We start from the raw sequence: 18,486 nt of genomic DNA on the forward strand, positions 1-18,486 counted from the left end.
GAGTACCCGGTGAACACAATTACAATAAAACGCTTCGTCCTGCTGGCCGCCCTGGCGCTGTTCAGCCATGCGCAACTGTCCGTCGCCGAGGCGCTGACGCCGAGCGAGGTGCGTAGCATCGCCAAGCAAGCCTATACCTATGGGTTTCCTTTGGTGGATCACTACCGCGTCCAGTACACCTATTTCCAGGACCGGCAACACCCAGAGTTCAAAGCGCCGTGGAATACCCTGCATAACACGGCGCGCATTTACACGCCGGACGACAAGGCCTATCCGACGCCCAATGCCGACACGCCGTACTCCCAGCTTGGCGCAGACCTGGGCAGCGAACCACTGGTGCTAACCATGCCCGTGGTAGAGGACGGGCGCTATTATTCGGCGCAGTTCGTCGATGCCTACACCCATAACTTCGGTTATGTCGGCAGCCGTACCACCGGCAACGGTGGGGGTACCTTTCTGCTCGTCGGCCCGGACTGGCAAGGCAGTGTGCCGCCGGGTATCGATCGCGTGCTGCGCTCTGAAACCCGCTTCGCTTTTGTCTTCTACCGCACCCAGCTACGCGGCGCCGACGACCTGGAGAATGTGAAAAAGGTCCAGGCCGGCTACAAGGTTCAACCGCTCTCGGCGTTCCTTGGCCAGCCCGCGCCGGCAGCGGCCCCTGCGATTAACTTTCCGCCACCGCTCAGCGCCGAAGCCGAGCGTAGCGACCTGGCGTTTTTCAAACAGTTGAACTTTATTCTTGGACTTTCGCCGATCCATCCTTCGGAACAAAGCCTGATGCAGCGCTTTGCAAAACTGGGCATTGGTCCTGGGCTGAGCTTTGATGAGCAGTCATTGCCGGTGGAGATTCGCGAGGCGATCCGCGCCGGTATTGCAGATGCCTGGCAGGACTTCGAGGCGCTCGGTCAGCAGGTTGCGCGTGGCGAGATATCGACTTCGCGTTTTCTCGGCAGCCGCGAGTTCCTTGCCAACAACTACCTGTACCGCATGCGGGCAACCGTCACCGGCCTGTATGGCAACGACCGCGAAGAGACGCTCTATCCGCCGTTCTACCTCGACGTCCAGGGGCAAAAACTCGACGCTTCGCGCCATCGCTACACCTTGCGCTTTGCGCCGGGGCAGCTGCCACCGGTGAATGCCTTCTGGTCGCTGACCCTGTATGACGCCAAGCGCTTGCTGGTCGCCAACCCGTTGAACCGCTACCTGATCAACTCGCCGATGCTGGGCAACCTCAAGCGCGATGCCGATGGTGGCTTGACCCTGTACATCCAGCATCAGCAGCCGGCCAGCGAGCAGCTGGCCAACTGGTTGCCGGCGCCCGATGGCCCGTTCTACCTGGCCGGCCGGCTCTACTGGCCCAAGGCCGAGGCGCTGGACGGGCGCTGGCAAGCGCCGAAAGTCGAACGGTACTAGCGGAAACAATACTGCCTGTGGGAGCGGGCTTGCCCCGCGAAGCAATGTAGCTGACACACCGCAATCGCGGGGCAAGCCCGCTCCCACCGGAGGGGGGCTAAAGCGCCAGGCTCATGGCCTGCAGCTGGTGCTTCAGTACTTTTCCGCTCGCCGCGCAAGGCAGGGCTTCGAGCACGCGAACATGGCTGGGGCGCTTGTAGGGCGACAAGTGTTCCGCCAGGTGAGCTTCAAGTGCAGGCAGGTCGAAGCGTTCGGCATCGGCCACCTGGACGAACGCCACCACCTCTTCATTGCCCGGTACCGGACGCCCGACCACCGCCGAGAGCACGACGCCGGGGTAGGCATTGAGCACGGCTTCGACCTCCGGCGGGTAGACGTTGAAGCCCGAGCGGATGATCAGCTCCTTGCTGCGCCCGACGATAAACAGCGCGCCTTCATCATCCTGACGCGCCAGGTCACCGGTGTTCAACCAGCCGTCGGCCGTCAGTACCTGTGCGGTCTGCTCGGCAGCACGGTAGTAGCCTTTCATGACATTCGGGCCACGCACCCAGAGTTCACCGACTTCACCCCGCGGCACCGCATTTTGCCGGGTACTGTCGAGCAAGCGAATCTCCAGCCCCGGAATCGGCCGGCCCACCGAGGTGTCGCGGCGCGGTGCTTCGATGCGGGTCTGGCTGATGGTGGGTGAGCTTTCGGTCAGGCCATAACCATTGTGCAGCGGCACCCCGAAACGTTGTTCGACGGCATCCTTGAGGCTCATGTCCAGAGGTGAGCCGCCGGCATAGAGAAAGCGCAACTGCGGCGCGTGCAAGGCAACGCCCTGGTTGTCGGCGTGCTCCAGCAAACGGGCGAACATCGCCGGTACACCCTGCATCAGGGTGATGCCGTCTTCGGCCAGCGCACGCGCCAGTTCCGCTGGGTCAAAGCGCGCTTGCAAGTGCAACGCCGCGCCACTGTAAAGGCTCGCCAGGCAGACCGCGGTGAGGCCAAACACATGGGAAATCGGCAACACCGCATAAACCCGGTCGTCACGGCGCAAGTGCCGCAGCCGACTGGCGGTGCAGGCGATGTACAGCAGATTGCGGTGGGTGAGCATCACGCCTTTCGGGGCACCGGTAGTTCCGGTGGTGTAGATCATCGCCGCCACTTGCCTGGCCGGGTCCGGTTCTACCGGTTCAACCAGGCAGGTGTGGTTGAGGGCAGCGATGTGAAAGCTGCCCAGGTGGGCAACTTCACGTGCTTGTGCCCCGACCCGTTCGGCGTGGCGTGCGGCACTGCCCGAGGCGGCACTGGCAAACAGCACCCGGCGCGGTGTGCAATGGCTTTCGATGCTGTCCAGCTCGCTGGCCGACAGGCGTGCATTGACCACCACCGCCCAGGCATCCAGGCGGCTCAAGGCGAGCAGGGCGGCGACCAGCAGGCGGCAGTTCTCGGCCACCAGCATGACCCGGTCGCCAGCCCGCACGCCATCCTGGATCAGTTGCGCCTGCAGCAGCTCGACGGCCAGGCGCAGTTCACCGTAACTGAGGGTGATGGCGCCTTCATGCACGGCAGGGCTGGCGGCGTGTTCACGGCCGTGGCGGTCCAGCAACAGGTGCAGGCGCCCAGGCAGTTCGGCAATGATTGCATCGCGTTCAAGCATCAGCGGCTCTCCGCACGACGGATCAGGTTACGCGCGATCACCAGTTGCTGGATCTGCGTGGTGCCTTCGTAAATGCGGAACAGGCGCACATCCCGGTAGAAACGTTCGATGCCGTATTCGGCAACGTAACCGGCGCCGCCAAAGATCTGCACGGCACGGTCAGCGACGCGCCCGCACATCTCCGAGGCAAACATCTTGCAGCACGACGCCTCCATCGATACGTCCTGTTTGAGATCACGCTTGCGCGCGGCATCGAGGACCATGCAGCGGGCGGCGTAGATCTCGGCCTGGCTGTCGGCGAGCATTGCCTGGATCAGCTGGAACTCGGCCAGAGCTTGACCGAATTGTTGGCGCTCCAAGGCGTAGGTCAGGGCGTCATCGAGCATGCGCTCGGCGGCACCGACGCAGATTGCGGCGATGTGCAGACGGCCCTTGTCGAGGACCTTCATCGCGGTCTTGAAGCCGACGCCTTCGACGCCGCCAATCAGGTTGGCGGCCGGAATGCGGCAGTTCTCGAAAATCACGTCGCAGGTGTGGGCGCCTTTCTGGCCCATCTTCTGGTCGACCTTGCCCAGCGACAGGCCAGGAGTGCCGGCTTCAACGATGAACGCCGAGATGCCGCCTGCGCCCTTGATCTGCGGGTTGGTGCGGGCCATGACGGTGAAAATGCCCGCGTGCGGGGCATTGGTGATAAAGCGCTTGGTGCCGTTGAGCACATAGCTGTCGCCGTCACGTACAGCGCTGGTGCGCAGCGCCGCCGCGTCGGAGCCAGCGCCAGGTTCGGTCAGCGCGAACGAGCCGATCAGTTCACCCGAGGCCATGCGCGGCAGGTAGTGGCGCTTCTGCGCCTCGGTGCCGTCGATGATCAGGCCCTGGGAGCCGATGCCGTTGTTGGTGCCGATCAGGGAACGGAAGGCCGGGGAGGTCTTGCCCAGTTCGAAGGCCACCAGGACCTCTTCTTCCATGCTCAAGCCAAGGCCATCGTAGTCCTGGGGAATGCACAGGCCGAACAGGCCCAGTTCGCGCATTTCCTCGATGATGGCTGGCGGTATGCAGTCGTTTTCCGCCACCTCATGCTCGGCGGGCACCAGCCGTTCGCGGACGAAACGCGACAGGCTGTCGAGCAGCAGGTTGAGTGTTTCCTGATCGTTGATCATGCAAGACCTCTTGGAGTTATTGTCGGCCCAGAGTGGCTTCGACAGTGCGCACCAGGTGCGCGAGACGCGGTCCCAGGTCGTCTTCAAGCATGTGCTGGCGCAGCACGAAGGCCGGTCCTCCACAGCTGAAGGCAACGACGCCGGAACCGTCCGGGTGGATCAGGGGCACGCCGACGGCGTTGATGTCTTTCTGCCATTCGCCGACCGCCAGGCAGTAGCCATGGTCCTGGTATTGGCGAAAGGCTTTGTCCAGTTGTGTGCGCAGCGCGGGCCAGTCATCGCCGTGACGGGCGCGCAGTTGGTCGAGCAGCAGATCGCGTTCGTGCTCCGGCAGGCCGGCCAGATAGGCGCGGCCCATGGCGGTGCTGGCCATCGGAATGCGTGAGCCGATGTCCAGGCGCAGGGTCAGCGGGCCGGGGCCCTGGCAGTTCTCGACGTAGACCATGCTCAGGCGGTCGCGGGCACCCAGCGACACCGAGCTCTGCGTGAGGTCGGCCAGCTCCTGCATCAACGGTCGGGCCTGGCGGCGCACGTCGAGGCCGCTGAGGTGGGCGTAACCCAGGGCCAGCACGCCGGTGTCGATGGCGTATTTGCCCAGATTGTTCAGGTACTGCAGGTAGCCGAGGCGGGTCAGGGTGTAGGTCAGGCGCGACACCGTGGCTTTCGGCAGGCCGCTGCGCGCCGCCAGTTCCTGGTTACCCAGGTGCCGTTCGCCGGGGCGGAAGCAACGCAGCAGCTCCAGGCCACGCGCCAGGGCGGTGACGAACTGACGGTCCGGCTCCAGGGCTTGCAGGTCGATTTCGGTGTCGATGCGTTTGCGCTTGTCCATGGACATTCCTCGTGGATCAGGTAGGGGTTCACCGATCGCCGGCCGGATGCTGGCACAGGAAAAATCGGCGAGTCAAGAAATCAAAATCTAGTTTCGCACGGCGAAATTAGTTAATCCAGCAGGCTTTGTCGCTGAACAGGCTTGTAACCCGCAATTCAGACACTTTCCCTAAAATTCATTCAGCGCAAGGCGACGCCAGCGATTTACAACGCTCGATGAATTTGCGTAGTCTGGATTGTATTGCGAAACAGTGTTCCGCACAGCGAAATACAACAAGGACAAAAGCATGAGTGAAACCCTCGTAGAGCACCCCTTGCCAGGGGTGGCGCTGGTACGCCTGAACCGTCCCGAAGCGCGCAATGCCCTGAACCAGGCGGTGCGCGAACAGCTGGCTGGGCATTTCAACCAGCTGGGTAATGATCCTGCGGTGCGCTGCATCGTCTTGACCGGTGGTGACACGGTGTTTGCCGCCGGTGCCGATATCCGCGACATGGTCGAGCGTGGTGCCATCGACATGTTGCTGCGCCAGACCCAGCGCCTGTGGGCGGCGATTGCCCAGTGCCCGAAACCGGTGATTGCCGCGGTCAATGGCTTTGCCCTTGGCGGCGGTTGCGAGCTGGCCATGCACGCCGACCTGATCATCGCCGGACGCGGTGCCAGCTTTGCCCAGCCGGAGGTGCGCGTGGGCATCATGCCCGGCGCGGGCGGCACCCAGCGCCTGACCCGCGCGGTCGGCAAGTTCCAGGCCATGCGCATGCTGCTGACCGGGCTGTCAGTCAGTGCCGACGAAGCGCTGGCCATGGGGTTGGCCAGTGAGGTGGTGGACGATGCGCAGGTACAGGCCCGCGCCCTGGAAATGGCGACGCTGATCGCCGCCATGCCGCCCTTGGCGGTCATGCAGATCAAGGAAGTGCTCCTCGCCGGTCAGGACGCTTCGCTGGAGGCCGCGTTGATGCTTGAGCGCAAGGCGTTCCAGTTGCTGTTCGATTCGGCCGACCAGAAAGAAGGCATGCGCGCCTTTCTCGATAAACGCAAACCAGTCTATGCGGGGAGCTGAAGCATGCAGCCACGGGATATCAATTGCATGGCGGTGGTCGGCGCCGGGGTCATGGGCGCCGGTATCGCCCAGATCGCCGCGCTGGCCGGGGTCACGGTGTACCTGTTCGACCGCCGCGAGGGCGCTGCACAGGCTGCGCGCCAGAACATCCAGCGCACGCTTGAGACGCTGGCCGGCAAAGGCAAGCTGAATGCCGATCAGGTGCTGGCCGCGGCGCAGCGCTTGCTGCCGGTCGATGACCTCAGTGAACTGGCCGATTGTCAGCTGGTGGTCGAAGCGATCATCGAGGACCTGGCGGCCAAGCGTGCCTTGTTCGCCGAGCTGGAAACCATCGTCAGCGATGACTGCCTGCTGGCCAGCAACACCTCGTCGCTGTCGGTCACGGCGATTGCCGCGCAATGCCGGCTGCCAGCGCGGGTCGGTGGCTTTCACTTTTTCAATCCGGTGCCGTTGATGAAGATCGTCGAAGTCATCGAAGGGCTGCAGAGCGCTCCGTGGGTCGGGCAAACCCTGCTGGCTTTGGGTACGCGCTTCGGTCATCTGGCGGTGCGCGCGCAGGATACTCCGGGCTTCATCGTCAACCATGGTGGCCGTGGTTATGGCACCGAAGCCATGCGTGTACTCAGTGAGTCGGTGACGCAGCCGGTTGAACTCGACCGCATCCTGCGCGAACAGGCCGGCTTTCGCATGGGCCCGTGCGAGTTGTTCGACCTGACCGGGCTGGATGTTTCCCATCCGGTCACCGAGTCGATCTACCAGCAGTACTTCCAGGAACCACGCTACCGGCCGACGCTGATCACCCGTCAGCGACTGGAAGCCGGACTGCTCGGGCGCAAGACCGGCGAGGGGTTCTATCGCTACATCGATGGTCTGCAGCAGGTACCCGCAGAACAGCCGCCGGCCCCGATGCCCGACATCCCGGTGTGGGTGAGCAATGTGCGCCCTGCGGCGCGCGCCCGCGTGGTCAGCCTGTTGGCAACGCTTGGCGTGAAGGTTGAGCCGGGCGTGCGGCCCAGTCCCGACGCACTGTGCATCGTCCTGCCGCTGGGTGTCGATGCCAGCCTCAGTGCGCAGGCCGAGCAACTGGACCCGCGCCGCACGCTGGCACTCGACACCTTGCTGCCACTGGAACGCCGTCGGGTATTGATGACCACGGTGGCCACCACGGCGCAATGGCGCGAGGCGGCCCGTGCATTGCTGGCCGCCGATGGTGTGGCGGTCAGCGTGATCCGCGACAGCGCCGGTTTCGTCTCGCAGCGGGTGCTGGCGCAGATCATCAACATTGCCTGCGACATGGCCCAGCAACGGGTGGCCAGCCCGGCGGATATCGACAACGCCATCCGCCTCGGCCTCGGCTACCCCCGGGGACCGTTGAGCTGGGGCGACGAGCTGGGCGCCGAGACTGTGCTCGAGGTGCTCGACCAGCTGTACAGCTACTACCGCGATCCACGTTACCGCCCAAGCCCGTGGCTGATGCGCCGCGCCGGCCTGCGCCTGTCGTTGCTCACTGCTGATACCTGATGCTGTCCAATTGAGGATTGACCATGCTTGACGCTTATATCTATGACGGTTTGCGCAGTGCCTTTGGCCGCCATGCCGGAGGCCTTGCCCCCTTACGCCCGGACGATCTCGCCGCACAAGTGATCAAGGCGCTGGTGGCGCGTTCGCCGTTTGCCGCCGAACAGATCGAGGACGTGATCCTTGGCTGCACCAACCAGGCCGGTGAAGACAGCCGCAACGTCGCGCGCAATGCCTTGCTCGCCGCGGGCTTGCCCGTCACGGTTGCCGGCCAGACCGTCAACCGCCTGTGTGCCAGCGGCCTGGCGGCAGTGCTGGACGCCGCCCGCGCGGTGAGCTGTGGTGAAGGCGAGCTGTACCTGGCCGGTGGTGTGGAAAGCATGAGTCGCGCACCGTTCGTGCTGGGCAAGTCCGAGTCCGCTTATAGCCGCGAGGCCAGGCTGTTCGACACCACCATCGGCGCACGCTTCCCCAACCCGCAGGTCAGCGCGGCCTATGGCAGCGAAACCATGCCGGAAACCGCCGACAACGTAGCGCGTGACTACGACATCAGCCGGGAAGCTTCGGACGCCTTTGCCCTGGCCTCGCAGCAGCGGTACGCCCGGGCCCTGGCAGACGGTTTTTTCGACGCGGAGATCGTGCCGGTTGCCGTGCCGGCAGGACGCAAGGGCAGCGTGAGCATTGGCTACGACGAACACCCTCGGCCTGAAGCCGATGCCCCGGGGCTGGCACGGCTCAATCCGTTGTTCCAGGGCGGTGTGGTCACGGCTGGCAATGCTTCGGGTATCAACGACGGTGCCGCCGCGCTGCTGATCGGCAGTCGTGCGCTGGGTGAGCGCGCCGGGGTCAAACCACGGGGGCGCATTCTCAGTGGCGCTGCCGCCGGTGTCGCGCCGCGGGTGATGGGCATCGGCCCGGCCTATGCCATTCCCAAAGCGTTGCAGCGTGCTGGTCTGACGCTTGCCGATATGGACCTGATTGAAATCAACGAAGCCTTCGCCGCCCAGGTACTGGGTTGCCTGAAGCTACTGGAGTTGCGCGAAGACGACCCGCGCATCAACCCCAACGGCGGGGCGATTGCCTTGGGCCATCCGCTCGGCGCGTCCGGCGCGCGGTTGGTGCTGACCGCGCTGCGCGAACTGGAGCGCAGGGGCGGGCGCTATGCGGTGGTCAGCCTGTGCATTGGCGTCGGCCAGGGGCTGGCCGTGGTCATCGAGCGAATCTGAGAGGACAACAAGCATGGCAACCTACACTGCACCGCTGCGCGATATGCAGTTCGTCCTCGATGAACTGCTGGAACTGGAACACTATGCCGACCTTGACGGCTTTGCCGATGCGCCCAGGGACGTCAGTACGGCGATCCTCGAAGAGGCCGGGCGACTGGCCAGCGGCGTCCTGGCGCCGCTCAATGCGGTAGGCGATCATATCGGTTGCCGCCTGGAAAACGCCGAGGTCACTACCGCACCCGGCTTTCGTGAGGCCTATCGGCTGTACGCCGAAGGTGGCTGGACCGGCCTTACCGCCTCACCCGCCTATGGCGGCCAGGGCTTGCCTCATGTGCTGGGCATCGCCGTACGCGAAATCATGACCAGCGCCAACCTGGCGTTCTCGATGTTCGCCGGCCTCAGCCACGGCGCCGCCAATGCCATCGCCAATGGCGGTACTGCCGCGCAGAAGGCGCTGTTCCTGCCGCCGATGATCGCCGGGCGCTGGACCGGCACGATGAACCTCACCGAACCCCATTGCGGCACCGACCTTGGCCTGTTGCGCAGCCGCGCCCATCCGCAAGCGGACGGCAGCTACCGGATCAGCGGCACCAAGATTTTCATCTCTGCCGGTGAGCATGATCTGGCGGAAAACATCATTCATCTGGTGCTGGCGCGTCTGCCGGATGCGCCTGCCGGGGTCAAGGGCATCAGCCTGTTCATCGTTCCCAAGTTCCTGGTCAACCCCGACGGCTCGCTGGGTGCGCGCAACGGCGTGCAGTGCGGTTCGCTGGAAGAGAAGATGGGCATCCACGGCAACCCGACCTGCGTGATGAACTACGACGACGCCACCGGCTATCTGCTCGGCGAAGCGCATCAAGGCCTGAAGGTGATGTTCGTGATGATGAACAGCGCCCGCCTGGCCGTGGGCGTGCAGGGCTTGAGCCTGGCCTCGGTGGCTTATCAGAATGCCGCCAGCTATGCCCGTGACCGCCTGCAGGGGCGTGCGCCGGGGGGAGCGATTGCGCCTGAACGCGCGGCCGATCCGATTGTCGCGCACCCGGATGTGCAACGTATGCTGCTGAGCCAGCGCGCCTTTGTCGAAGGTGGCCGGGCGCTGGCGTACTGGGCGGGCTTGCAGGTTGATCTTGCGCACAAGCACTCGGATCCTGAGGTGCGCGAATCAGCCAACGACCTGTTGGGCTTGCTGACACCAATGATCAAGGCCTACTGCACCGATCAGGGCGTGGAAAGCATCAGCCTGGCGATGCAGTGCTTCGGCGGCCATGGCTACATTCGCGAATGGGGCATCGAGCAGCTGTTGCGTGACGCCCGCATCACGCCGCTGTACGAAGGCACCAATGGCGTGCAGGCCATGGATCTGGTGGCGCGCAAACTCAAGCTCAACGAGGGCAGGGCGCTGAAGCGGTTCATGGCCCTGGTCGAGGATTTCTGCCAGGAACGGGGCGCGCAACTGGGCGACTGTACCGTGGCGTTGCAACAAGCACTCGGCGACCTGAAACGGGCCACCGATTACTTGCTTGAACGTAACGACCCGGCCACCAGCGGCGCTGCGGCGGTAGACTACCTGCACCTGACCGCGCTGGTCGCCTTCGGCCTGCAATGGGCACGCATGGCGTTGATCGCTGATCGGCATCTGGCCGACAGTGACGACAGCACCGGGTTCTACCGTGCCAAACGGCTGACTGCGCGGTTCTTCTTCGAGCGAATTCTCCCGCAGACAGCGATACACTTGCAGCGAGTACGGGCCGGGGCCGAGGTCTTGAGCGCCTTCGACCCCGAGCAGTTCTGAGGTCGCAACCAACTGAGGTAGCCATGAAACGAGCGAACGATGTGGCGGAGAAATCCATCCCACTGGGTGCGCTCGTCTCATTGCCGGTGGTACTGCAGTCGCTGGGTTTTGATCCGTGGCCGATGCTGGCGCGTTACGGTATCGAACAGCAGTCCTTTGCACAGCCGATGCTGCCGCTGCCGGTCCTGACCCACGGCCGGATACTCGAAGAGGCCGAGCAGTTAAGCGGCTGTGATCACCTGGGCCTGCTGCTGGGGCAGCGGGCCAATCTGCAGAACGCCGGCCCCTTGCGCTTTCTGGTGCTCAACGCGCCGACCGTACGCGACGCCACCGAGTCGCTGATCCGCTATTGCGGCCTGTGGTATCGCGGCCTGCACCTGAGCCTGGCCCAGGAACAGGGCTATGCCGGCCTGCGTTTGTCCATCGACGGCAACGTTCCGGGCGCCGAGCAGCTGCTTACCGCGTACCTGGCCGCCATTGTCACCATCATGGAGCTGATTGTCGGCCGCAGCTGGCGTCCGGCGCTGGTGCGCATTGCCTACCGCAAGCCGGCATCCTCGGCGTTATACGAGCGTTTCTTCCGTTGCCCGGTGTGGTTCGGCCAGTCCCAGCACGAGGTGCTGTTCGCCCAGTCGTTGCTGGACATGCGCCGTGAGGGCCATGACCGCCAGCTCGACGACTTTTTGCGCAGTCACCTGAGCGAACTCAAAGCCCGCGAAAGTTCGGATCTGGTTGCTCAGGTTATCCAGGTCATCGAGGGCCTGTTGCTGCATGGCGAGTGCAGCGCGGAGAAGGTCGCTGAATTTTTTGCCGTGCACCGTTTTACCCTCTATCGCCACCTGAGCGAGCAGCAGACCAGCTTCGAACTGTTGCTGGAACAGACGCGCAAGACCCTGGCCGCCAAGTTGCTCGGTGATCCCAGTCTACCGATTGCCGAGGTCGCCATCCGCCTGGGCTACGAGACGCAAGGCAACTTCACTCGCGCGTTCAAACGCTGGTACGCCTGTACCCCGCGTGACTGGCGCAAGGGGGCCGGGCTGCCCGTGTTGCGCAGTACAAAACGCCTGTGAGTGTAGGTTCTCAACATAAAAGTCTGTTGAGAACTTGCCTTTTCCTGATCTCGCTCAGGCCTTGATGTTCCCTCTCCTTATACCGTTGGGTCAGCTGCGCTGCTTAACAACTACGCACACAGACTGACGCCTGGTTGAGGTGTCCAACTCTCAAGGTATGACGGAAAGCATGCTATGCGGCAACCCAAGATCGTAATTGTCGGCGCTGGATTGGTGGGTGGGTCTGCGGCCCTGTTTGCGGCCGTGGCCATTCCGAGCGCCGAGATCGTTATCATCGATGTCGCGCGGGTACGGGCCGAAGGGCAGACGCTGGACCTCGCCCACGCAGCAGCACTCTGGGGACACAATCGCTACTATGCGGGTGATTACGAGAACGCACGCGATGCGGACATCATCGTGCTCACGGCCGGTGTCGGTCTGCAGCCAGGGCAGACTCGTCTGGATCTGGCCAGAACCAATGCGGCCATCACAGCGGACATTGTGGATCGCACTGCGCCATTGGCCCCAGAGGCGATTTACGTAATCGCAACCAACCCCTGCGATGTATTGACCAGTGTCGTTTTTGACCGCCTGCGCTGCGCGCGCGAGCGCGTGATCAGCACCGGCACCTCCCTTGACACCGGGCGACTGCGATCGCTGCTCTCCGAGCGGCTGGGCGTCGTGGCGCCTGCAATTCATGCCTACGTTCTCGGCGAACACGGCGAATCCGCATTAATCGACTGGTCCGGCGCGACCGTCTCGGGTATGCCCCTGGAGATGTTCCTGGCCAGGAGCGGTAAAGAGTTGGGGCCTGCCAGCCGCGATATGATCCTGCGCTCCGTTCACGAGTCCGCCAAACTCATCAAGGAAGGCAAGGGCGCCACCCACTATGGAGTCGCCAGTGCGATTGGGCGGATTTGTCAGGCCATCGTGCACAACACCGACCTCATTCTCCCGGTCGCTATCGTGCATGCCGAAGTCGAAGGCGTACCGGAGGTATGTTTGTCGCTACCGATGGTGCTCAATGGCCGCGGAGCACAGTTAATGGCTTATCCAGAACTCAACCCCGGAGAGCGCGAGGCCCTGCAGCGCAGTGCGCGCATTGTCAAAGAGGCAACCAACAGCGTGCTTCTAGACCGGTAGTGACCCGGCGCGCGACTACCGTCAGCAGTTGATCATGGTGCATGATCGGTCGCCTTGCCCGCTCATTCACTCTGGAGAACTGCATGTCCACGCCAATTGATGTGTCCGACCACCCGGTGGGATCGGTGAGCGATCCGGGTCGCTACCTGCTTAACCTGACGGGCTTGCACAGCCATACGCTGAACCAAGAGGCGGGGCGCGGCAATCTCATCATCGGTCCTGCCAGCATGGGTAAAAAAGCCGATCTGCACGTCGCTCCGGACCAAGCGATCAGTTGGTCGGCATTCGATCCTTTTTCCACACCTGCCGGATCGCCGTGGCCACGCTATATAAGGTATTTTGGCAATGACAGCGGCTTTTTCGGCTGGTCGCAGCGGCGCAGGATTGAATCATTCGTGTGGGTTCCGGCATTTGCCCAGAGGCGCAGCGTCGATGCCAGTGCCGCAATGATTTGTGCGTTGCAAATCCGGCTTGAACAGGTGTCCGGCCATCTTGATCTGATGCTACCCAAGGATGGCCAACTTGACTTGGTCGGCGACCTCTCACGTTTTACCGCAGCGGGTAATTTGCCGCACTCGCTCTCGCTGGCACCGACGCTTTCGCGCCGTCATAGCAGCACACCCTATACGCTGCCCGAACTGGGTCTGCTCCACGATGTGCCCTCACTGTCGCTGAACAGCAACCCACTGGGTCAACCGATTTCGCTCAAAGCGCTTGAGCGTTTTTCACAACTGGATAGCCTCGCGCTCCATGGCTGCTTTACCGACTGGGCAGCGCTCGCGAAGCTTCCCCGGCTCAAGCGTCTGGAAATCAGGTTTGCGCCCGATCTGACAGGCTTGCCGTCACTCGACATTTGGCCGGAGCTCGACATGTTCATTGCCTATAACGTCGACGAGGCCGGCGGAAAACTATTGAAAGCGCAGATGAAAGCACGAGGGAAAGTTCGAGCCTGGAATGACTATGCATCGGTCAGCAAGCTGCGCAAAGTTGAATGGTGGCAGAGCGAGTTCGCAAGGCCGTTCGCAGGCTGGGGCAGTCGCTTGGCGAAGGCCGCGAATGCTGCCTATGACGCTGCTGTGGGCGCACTCGCAAAAGCTGAAAGTGCGCAAGCGGTCAAAGCCATAATCACGGCCTTTGCCAATCATTTCAATACCATGAAGGGCATTGAAACGACTGAGCGCGAAGACCTTGGTGTGGCGGTGTGGCAGCTCAGCCAGCTTGCCCGTGTCGCCAGTTTGAGCGTGACCGAAGAACAGGCGCAACGTTGGTTCGATGAGGCACGAAATTATTGACTGCGTTTCAAATCTGAACCTGCACTGAGTCACCCAGGCTCGCCAGGTGAGCAAAGTGTCGAAATGATAAAAAGCAGTGCCAGGATGATAAAAGCCGGGCAGCCGTGACAGGTAACTTCCTCCGTACTCCAGAGCCGCACCGCGCGCTCGTTTCCTTCAATAACGATAAATCAGGACGGAGAAGTACATGCATTTTCTTGACGACAGTCTGTTCCCGGAAAACCAGGAAAAACTGGTGATTCAGGTGGCTCCCTACGGTCCGCAATGGACCCCCGCCGATTCCGACGATATCCCGGTGAGCATGGATGAGCAGATCCAGAAAGCCATCGACTGCTACAACGCTGGCGCCACGGTGCTGCATGTGCATGTCCGCGAAGAAACCGGCAAAGGCTCCAAGCGCCTGAGCAAGTTCAACGAAATGCTTGGCCTGCTGCGCGAGGCCGTGCCAGAGATGGTTTTGCAGGTCGGCGGCTCGATCTCGTTCGCCCCGGAAAGCGAAGGTGAAGCGGCGCAGTGGCTGGACTACGACACCCGCCACATGCTCGCCGAACTCGATCCCAAGCCCGACCAGGTCACCATCGCCATCAACACCAGCCAGATGAACATCTGCGAGCTGCTGACCGAAGACGACGTCAAGGGCACCATCCTCGAACAACCCGGCTACTTCAACGCCTATCAGGAGATGGTCTCCGATGCGCGTCCATCGTTCTTTATCGAGCACCTCAAGCGCCTGCAGGCGGCCGGCATCCAGCCGCACTTCATGCTCGGCCACGTGCACCAGCTGGAAACTGTCGAGCGCCTGATTCGCAAGGGCCTGTATACCGGCCCGCTGATCCTCAACTACGTCGCCATCGGTGGTGGCGCGGCGGGCCTGGACCCGTCGGACATGATCGAGTTCGTCAAGCGCACGCCAGCGGGTTCGATCCTGACCATGGAAAGCGCGATGCGCGCGGTGCTGCCGATGAACGCCATGGCGATTGCCATGGGCCTGCATGTGCGGGTCGGTATCGAAGACACCCTGTGGGGCCGCAAAGGCGAGCGCATGACCTCGGTGCAGCAGATCGAGCAGACCGTGCGTCTGTCCCGCGAGCTGGGCCGCGAAATTGCCAGCGGCCAGGAAGCGCGGGCGATCTACAAGATTGGCGAACACTACGCCAGTGCCGACGAAACCATTGCCCGGCTGGGCATGGCGCCAAATCGCAAGCCAGGTCAGCGCGGTTTCACCGTGCCCGGCCAGGCCTGATCAGGCGTATGACTGGCGGCGCTGCCGCCAGTCTTGTTCCTTTACCCAGCCAAGAGGTGTGTGATGGATCTGCAATTCAAAGACAAAGTGGTGCTGGTTACCGGTGTTGGCCCCGGGCTCGGCAGAGCCTGTGCCGAAGCCTTCGCCAAAGCCGGTGCGAAACTGGTGATTTGCGATGTGAATCAGGAGGCGCTGGCCCAGGCCTGCGAAGCGGTCACCGGGTACGGTGCCGAGTGTCTGGCGCTGCGTTGCGATGTGTCGTCCAGCGCCGAAGTCGTGGCGATGTTCGAGCAGATCAAAGCGCGTTTCGGCACCTTGCATGTGCTGGTCAACAATGCGGCGTTGACGCCCAATCGCCCGGTCGATACCGAGCGGCGCAATGCCTTCTATCGCTACATCTCGACGCCCGAGCCACGCCGCTCGCTGGGTTTCACCAGCGCCATCAGCGACGAAGAATGGCATCGCTACTGGGGCGTGAATGTCCACGGGGTGTTCTATTGCACCCGCGAGGCGCTGAAGTTGATGGAGCCGCAGCGCGAAGGGCGCATCGTCAACATCGCCTCGATTGCCGGGCTGTCGACCAAGAGCGTGCACAGCCCGCACTACTGCGCGACCAAAGGGGCGGTGATCGCCTTTACCAAATCGGTGGCCTATGAGGTGGCTGGCGCCAACATCTTCATCAATGCCATGGCCCCGGGCGGCGTTGCCACGCCGGCGTTCAACGCCTATCTGGACGAAGTCGGCGAGCAGGCGCGCAACCGGCTCTGGCAAGGCTGCCCGCTGGGCCGCTTCGGCACGGTCGAAGAGTACGCCAGCACCGTGCTGTACCTGGCAGGCGAACACTATCTGGTCGGCCAGGTGATCAGCCCCAATGGCGGCTCGGTGATCTGAGCCGGGCACTTTCTACGAGAACAATAACAATGACCGATACCCCGAAATACAATGCCCTGCGCGCCGCCGGTGTGTTCGACGCGTCGCTGGACAGTCTGGCGCAGTGGGCGCCGCAGTGGACCGAGCAGTACATGGACCTGGTCGAGGACGGCCATACCAACGAGGTGCTTGAACCCAAGCTGGTGGCGCTGATTCGCCTGAACATCGACGTCACCGCCACGCATCTGTATGCGCCGGGTGTGCGTCGGCACGTGCGCAATGCTTTGCGCCTGGGCGCCAGCCGGGCAGAGATTCTGGAAGTGTTCAAACTCGCCAGCGTCGTCGGCATCCATGCCTGTGCCCTGGGTGTGCCAATCCTCGAAGAGGAACTGGCTGCGGCGGGCAGGGAGGATGACACTGTTATCCCCGGGGCTACGCCGGTGTGCGATCAGGTGCGTGCCAACGGCATGTTCAACCCCTTGTGGGAAACCCTGTATCGCTGGGACCCGCAGTACCTGGAGAAATTTCTCGGCATGGGCCTGGGGCTCTGGCAGGACGGTATCTTGCCGCCACTGTGGATCGAGTTCCTGTGCATCGCCGGCGATGCCACGGTGACCCATATGTACGGCCACGGCACCCGTCGGCACATCGAGGCGGCACTGCAGCTGGGCGCCACGCGCGAGCAGATTCTGCAGGTGCTGAAAATTGTCAGCCTGCAAGGCATCGAAGCCTGCGAGCTGGGTGTGCCGATGCTCGATGAAGCGTTGCATAGCCTGGCCAAGTGACCTTTGACGTGCAGCCTGGACAATAACAATGAGCACCCCGTGCCAAAGCAGGAGTACCGAGACATGACCAGTGTGGCCGAACACAGCCCGGCACTTGCCGACGACCCGGCGGGCCGGGCGTTGAAAGCGACCTATCGCAAGATCATCTGGCGCTTGCTGCCGTTCCTGTTTCTTGCCTATGTGATCAACTCGATCGACCGCATCAATATCTCCTTCGCCAAGCTGCGCATGAGCGAAGACCTGCTGCTCAGTGATGCGGCCTACGGCCTGGGCGCGGCGGCGTTCTTTGTCGGTTACCTGCTGTTCGAGGTGCCGAGCAACCTGTACATGCAGCGCGTCGGTGCGCGCCGGACCATCACCCGGATCATGATCCTGTGGGGCCTGGTGACCATGGCCACCAGCCTGGTCAGCACCCCGCAACAGCTGTACGCCGCACGGTTTTTCCTTGGCGTGGCGGAGGCGGGGTTCTTTCCCGGGGTGATTCTGTACCTCACCTACTGGTTCCCGGCGGCGCGCCGCGGGCGGATCACCTCGATCTTCATCATGGCCGGGATCTTCGCCGGGATTGTCAGCGGGCCACTGGCCGGCTGGATCATGACCCATTTCCATGGCTGGTACGGGCTGCGTGACTGGCAGGCGCTGTTTGTCTTCGAGGGTATTCCGGCGGTGGTGCTGGGCCTGTTTGCCTGGTTCTGGCTGGACGACAAACCGCAGCAGGTGAAGTGGCTGACAGAACAGGAAAAGGCCATTGTTGCTGCGCAACTGGCGCCTGAGCAGGGCAAGGCCGGGGCACGACATGCATCGTTCCGGCAGTTGTTGCGCGATCCTCGCGTGTTGATGGCCGGCATGGTGTTCTTCTGCATCTATTCGGGCACCAACACGGTGGCTTACTGGATGCCGACGCTGATCCAGGGCTTCGGCCTTGAAGACATCCGCCACATCGGCCTGATCAGCAGCCTGCCGTACCTGGTGGCGCTGGTGGCCATGTACCTGCTGGGGCGCAGCTCCGATCGCCACCTGGAACGCCGCTGGCACCTGGCCTCGACCATGCTGGTGGGCGCCGCGTGCTTCGTTCTGCTCGGCGTGTTCCAGGGCAACCTGGTGCTCTCGGTGTTGTTCATGAGCCTGGGGGCCGGCGCCTGCCTATCGGCTGTACCGCTGTTCTGGACCATCCCGCCGTCCTACCTGTCCAGTGCTGGCGCCGCTGCCGGGATTGCCCTGATCAGCAGCCTTGGCGGTATCGCGGCAATGGTCAGCCCGGTGCTGGTGGGCAGCATCAAGGCCAGCACCGGCAGCTTGTACATCGCCTTCGATGTGATCGCCGGGCTGTTGGTACTGGGTTCGCTGATTCTGCTGCTGGGCATTCCAGCCAGGTTGCTGCGCGAACACCGCAGCTGATTTCCCGCTCGTTCGAAAACCCCGTCACGGCTGGTGCGTTCGCGCACCGGCACGGGGAACGCTTGGCCATAA

The 18,486-nt window shown here is 63.0% G+C and carries 15 protein-coding genes; 12 read left to right on the forward strand and 3 right to left on the reverse strand.

The features are described 5' to 3' along the window. Positions 1-9: 9 nt before the first annotated feature. Entirely contained in the window at positions 10-1,413 is a 1,404-nt protein-coding gene (locus ACVI9W_RS23795) for a DUF1254 domain-containing protein (RefSeq protein WP_461531452.1), read from the forward strand. A 97-nt stretch (positions 1,414-1,510) separates the two neighbouring features. Here the strand turns inward: ACVI9W_RS23795 and ACVI9W_RS23800 are convergent, their stop codons facing one another. The 3 genes from ACVI9W_RS23800 to ACVI9W_RS23810 are packed head-to-tail and all read right to left on the reverse strand — an operon-like array spanning position 1,511 to position 5,041. Further along, complete coding sequence (locus tag ACVI9W_RS23800) at positions 1,511-3,055, reverse strand: class I adenylate-forming enzyme family protein (RefSeq protein WP_461531453.1); 1,545 nt, start codon at positions 3,053-3,055, stop codon at positions 1,511-1,513. Further along, positions 3,055-4,212: an acyl-CoA dehydrogenase family protein gene (locus ACVI9W_RS23805; protein ID WP_461531454.1), complete on the reverse strand. Its 1,158-nt coding sequence runs from the start codon at positions 4,210-4,212 to the stop codon at positions 3,055-3,057. Before ACVI9W_RS23805 ends, ACVI9W_RS23800 begins: the two co-directional genes overlap by 1 nt. A gap of 16 nt (positions 4,213-4,228) precedes the next feature. Then, a complete protein-coding gene (locus ACVI9W_RS23810; RefSeq protein WP_461531455.1) occupies positions 4,229-5,041 on the reverse strand; it encodes an IclR family transcriptional regulator in 813 nt (270 codons plus the stop codon). A 286-nt stretch (positions 5,042-5,327) separates the two neighbouring features. Between ACVI9W_RS23810 and ACVI9W_RS23815 the strand changes: the two genes are divergently transcribed. From ACVI9W_RS23815 to ACVI9W_RS23865, 11 genes are all read left to right on the forward strand, one after another. Next, the gene (locus ACVI9W_RS23815; protein ID WP_461531456.1) at positions 5,328-6,098 is read left to right on the forward strand and encodes an enoyl-CoA hydratase; all 771 of its coding nucleotides are present in this window, start codon (positions 5,328-5,330) and stop codon (positions 6,096-6,098) included. 3 nt (positions 6,099-6,101) lie between these two features. Next, positions 6,102-7,619 carry a 3-hydroxyacyl-CoA dehydrogenase gene (locus ACVI9W_RS23820; RefSeq protein ID WP_461531457.1) on the forward strand — a complete coding sequence of 506 codons (1,518 nt, stop codon included), beginning with the start codon at positions 6,102-6,104 and terminating at the stop codon, positions 7,617-7,619. Positions 7,620-7,642: 23 nt separating this feature from the next. After that, positions 7,643-8,842, forward strand: a complete 1,200-nt coding sequence (locus ACVI9W_RS23825) for a 3-oxoadipyl-CoA thiolase (RefSeq protein ID WP_461531458.1) — start codon at positions 7,643-7,645, stop codon at positions 8,840-8,842. Positions 8,843-8,855: 13 nt separating this feature from the next. Beyond that, a complete protein-coding gene (locus ACVI9W_RS23830) occupies positions 8,856-10,634 on the forward strand; it encodes an acyl-CoA dehydrogenase C-terminal domain-containing protein (protein WP_461531459.1) in 1,779 nt (592 codons plus the stop codon). 23 nt (positions 10,635-10,657) lie between these two features. Continuing rightward, positions 10,658-11,704 (forward strand): AraC family transcriptional regulator, encoded by a 1,047-nt coding sequence (locus ACVI9W_RS23835; protein ID WP_461531460.1) that lies wholly within the window; start codon positions 10,658-10,660, stop codon positions 11,702-11,704. Positions 11,705-11,878: 174 nt separating this feature from the next. Next, entirely contained in the window at positions 11,879-12,826 is a 948-nt protein-coding gene (locus tag ACVI9W_RS23840; RefSeq protein ID WP_461531461.1) for a lactate/malate family dehydrogenase, read from the forward strand. Positions 12,827-12,909: 83 nt separating this feature from the next. Next, positions 12,910-14,118, forward strand: coding sequence for a hypothetical protein (locus ACVI9W_RS23845; RefSeq protein WP_461531462.1), 1,209 nt, complete (start codon positions 12,910-12,912; stop codon positions 14,116-14,118). A gap of 187 nt (positions 14,119-14,305) precedes the next feature. Beyond that, positions 14,306-15,361, forward strand: coding sequence for a beta-keto acid cleavage family enzyme (locus ACVI9W_RS23850; RefSeq protein WP_157192354.1), 1,056 nt, complete (start codon positions 14,306-14,308; stop codon positions 15,359-15,361). 63 nt (positions 15,362-15,424) lie between these two features. Continuing rightward, entirely contained in the window at positions 15,425-16,252 is an 828-nt protein-coding gene (locus ACVI9W_RS23855; RefSeq protein WP_461531463.1) for an SDR family NAD(P)-dependent oxidoreductase, read from the forward strand. Positions 16,253-16,281: 29 nt separating this feature from the next. Continuing rightward, on the forward strand, positions 16,282-17,016 hold the full coding sequence (locus ACVI9W_RS23860; protein ID WP_461531464.1) for a carboxymuconolactone decarboxylase family protein: 735 nt from the start codon (positions 16,282-16,284) through the stop codon (positions 17,014-17,016). A gap of 63 nt (positions 17,017-17,079) precedes the next feature. Then, positions 17,080-18,414 (forward strand): MFS transporter, encoded by a 1,335-nt coding sequence (locus ACVI9W_RS23865; protein WP_461531465.1) that lies wholly within the window; start codon positions 17,080-17,082, stop codon positions 18,412-18,414. The last annotated feature ends 72 nt before the right edge of the window (positions 18,415-18,486 follow it).

Source organism: Pseudomonas sp. 210_17 TE3656, assembly GCF_054821965.1.

Excerpts from the sequence above, each read along its gene's own strand:
- ACVI9W_RS23810 (WP_461531455.1), bottom strand. The coding sequence starts at position 5,041 with ATGGACAAGCGCAAACGCATCGACACCGAAATCGACCTGCAAGCCCTG.
- ACVI9W_RS23850 (WP_157192354.1), top strand. The coding sequence starts at position 14,306 with ATGCATTTTCTTGACGACAGTCTGTTCCCGGAAAACCAGGAAAAACTG.
- ACVI9W_RS23805 (WP_461531454.1), bottom strand. The coding sequence starts at position 4,212 with ATGATCAACGATCAGGAAACACTCAACCTGCTGCTCGACAGCCTGTCG.
- ACVI9W_RS23855 (WP_461531463.1), top strand. The coding sequence starts at position 15,425 with ATGGATCTGCAATTCAAAGACAAAGTGGTGCTGGTTACCGGTGTTGGC.
- ACVI9W_RS23865 (WP_461531465.1), top strand. The coding sequence starts at position 17,080 with ATGACCAGTGTGGCCGAACACAGCCCGGCACTTGCCGACGACCCGGCG.
- ACVI9W_RS23840 (WP_461531461.1), top strand. The coding sequence starts at position 11,879 with ATGCGGCAACCCAAGATCGTAATTGTCGGCGCTGGATTGGTGGGTGGG.
- ACVI9W_RS23835 (WP_461531460.1), top strand. The coding sequence starts at position 10,658 with ATGAAACGAGCGAACGATGTGGCGGAGAAATCCATCCCACTGGGTGCG.
- ACVI9W_RS23820 (WP_461531457.1), top strand. The coding sequence starts at position 6,102 with ATGCAGCCACGGGATATCAATTGCATGGCGGTGGTCGGCGCCGGGGTC.
- ACVI9W_RS23815 (WP_461531456.1), top strand. The coding sequence starts at position 5,328 with ATGAGTGAAACCCTCGTAGAGCACCCCTTGCCAGGGGTGGCGCTGGTA.
- ACVI9W_RS23825 (WP_461531458.1), top strand. The coding sequence starts at position 7,643 with ATGCTTGACGCTTATATCTATGACGGTTTGCGCAGTGCCTTTGGCCGC.
- ACVI9W_RS23800 (WP_461531453.1), bottom strand. The coding sequence starts at position 3,055 with ATGCTTGAACGCGATGCAATCATTGCCGAACTGCCTGGGCGCCTGCAC.
- ACVI9W_RS23830 (WP_461531459.1), top strand. The coding sequence starts at position 8,856 with ATGGCAACCTACACTGCACCGCTGCGCGATATGCAGTTCGTCCTCGAT.
- ACVI9W_RS23845 (WP_461531462.1), top strand. The coding sequence starts at position 12,910 with ATGTCCACGCCAATTGATGTGTCCGACCACCCGGTGGGATCGGTGAGC.
- ACVI9W_RS23860 (WP_461531464.1), top strand. The coding sequence starts at position 16,282 with ATGACCGATACCCCGAAATACAATGCCCTGCGCGCCGCCGGTGTGTTC.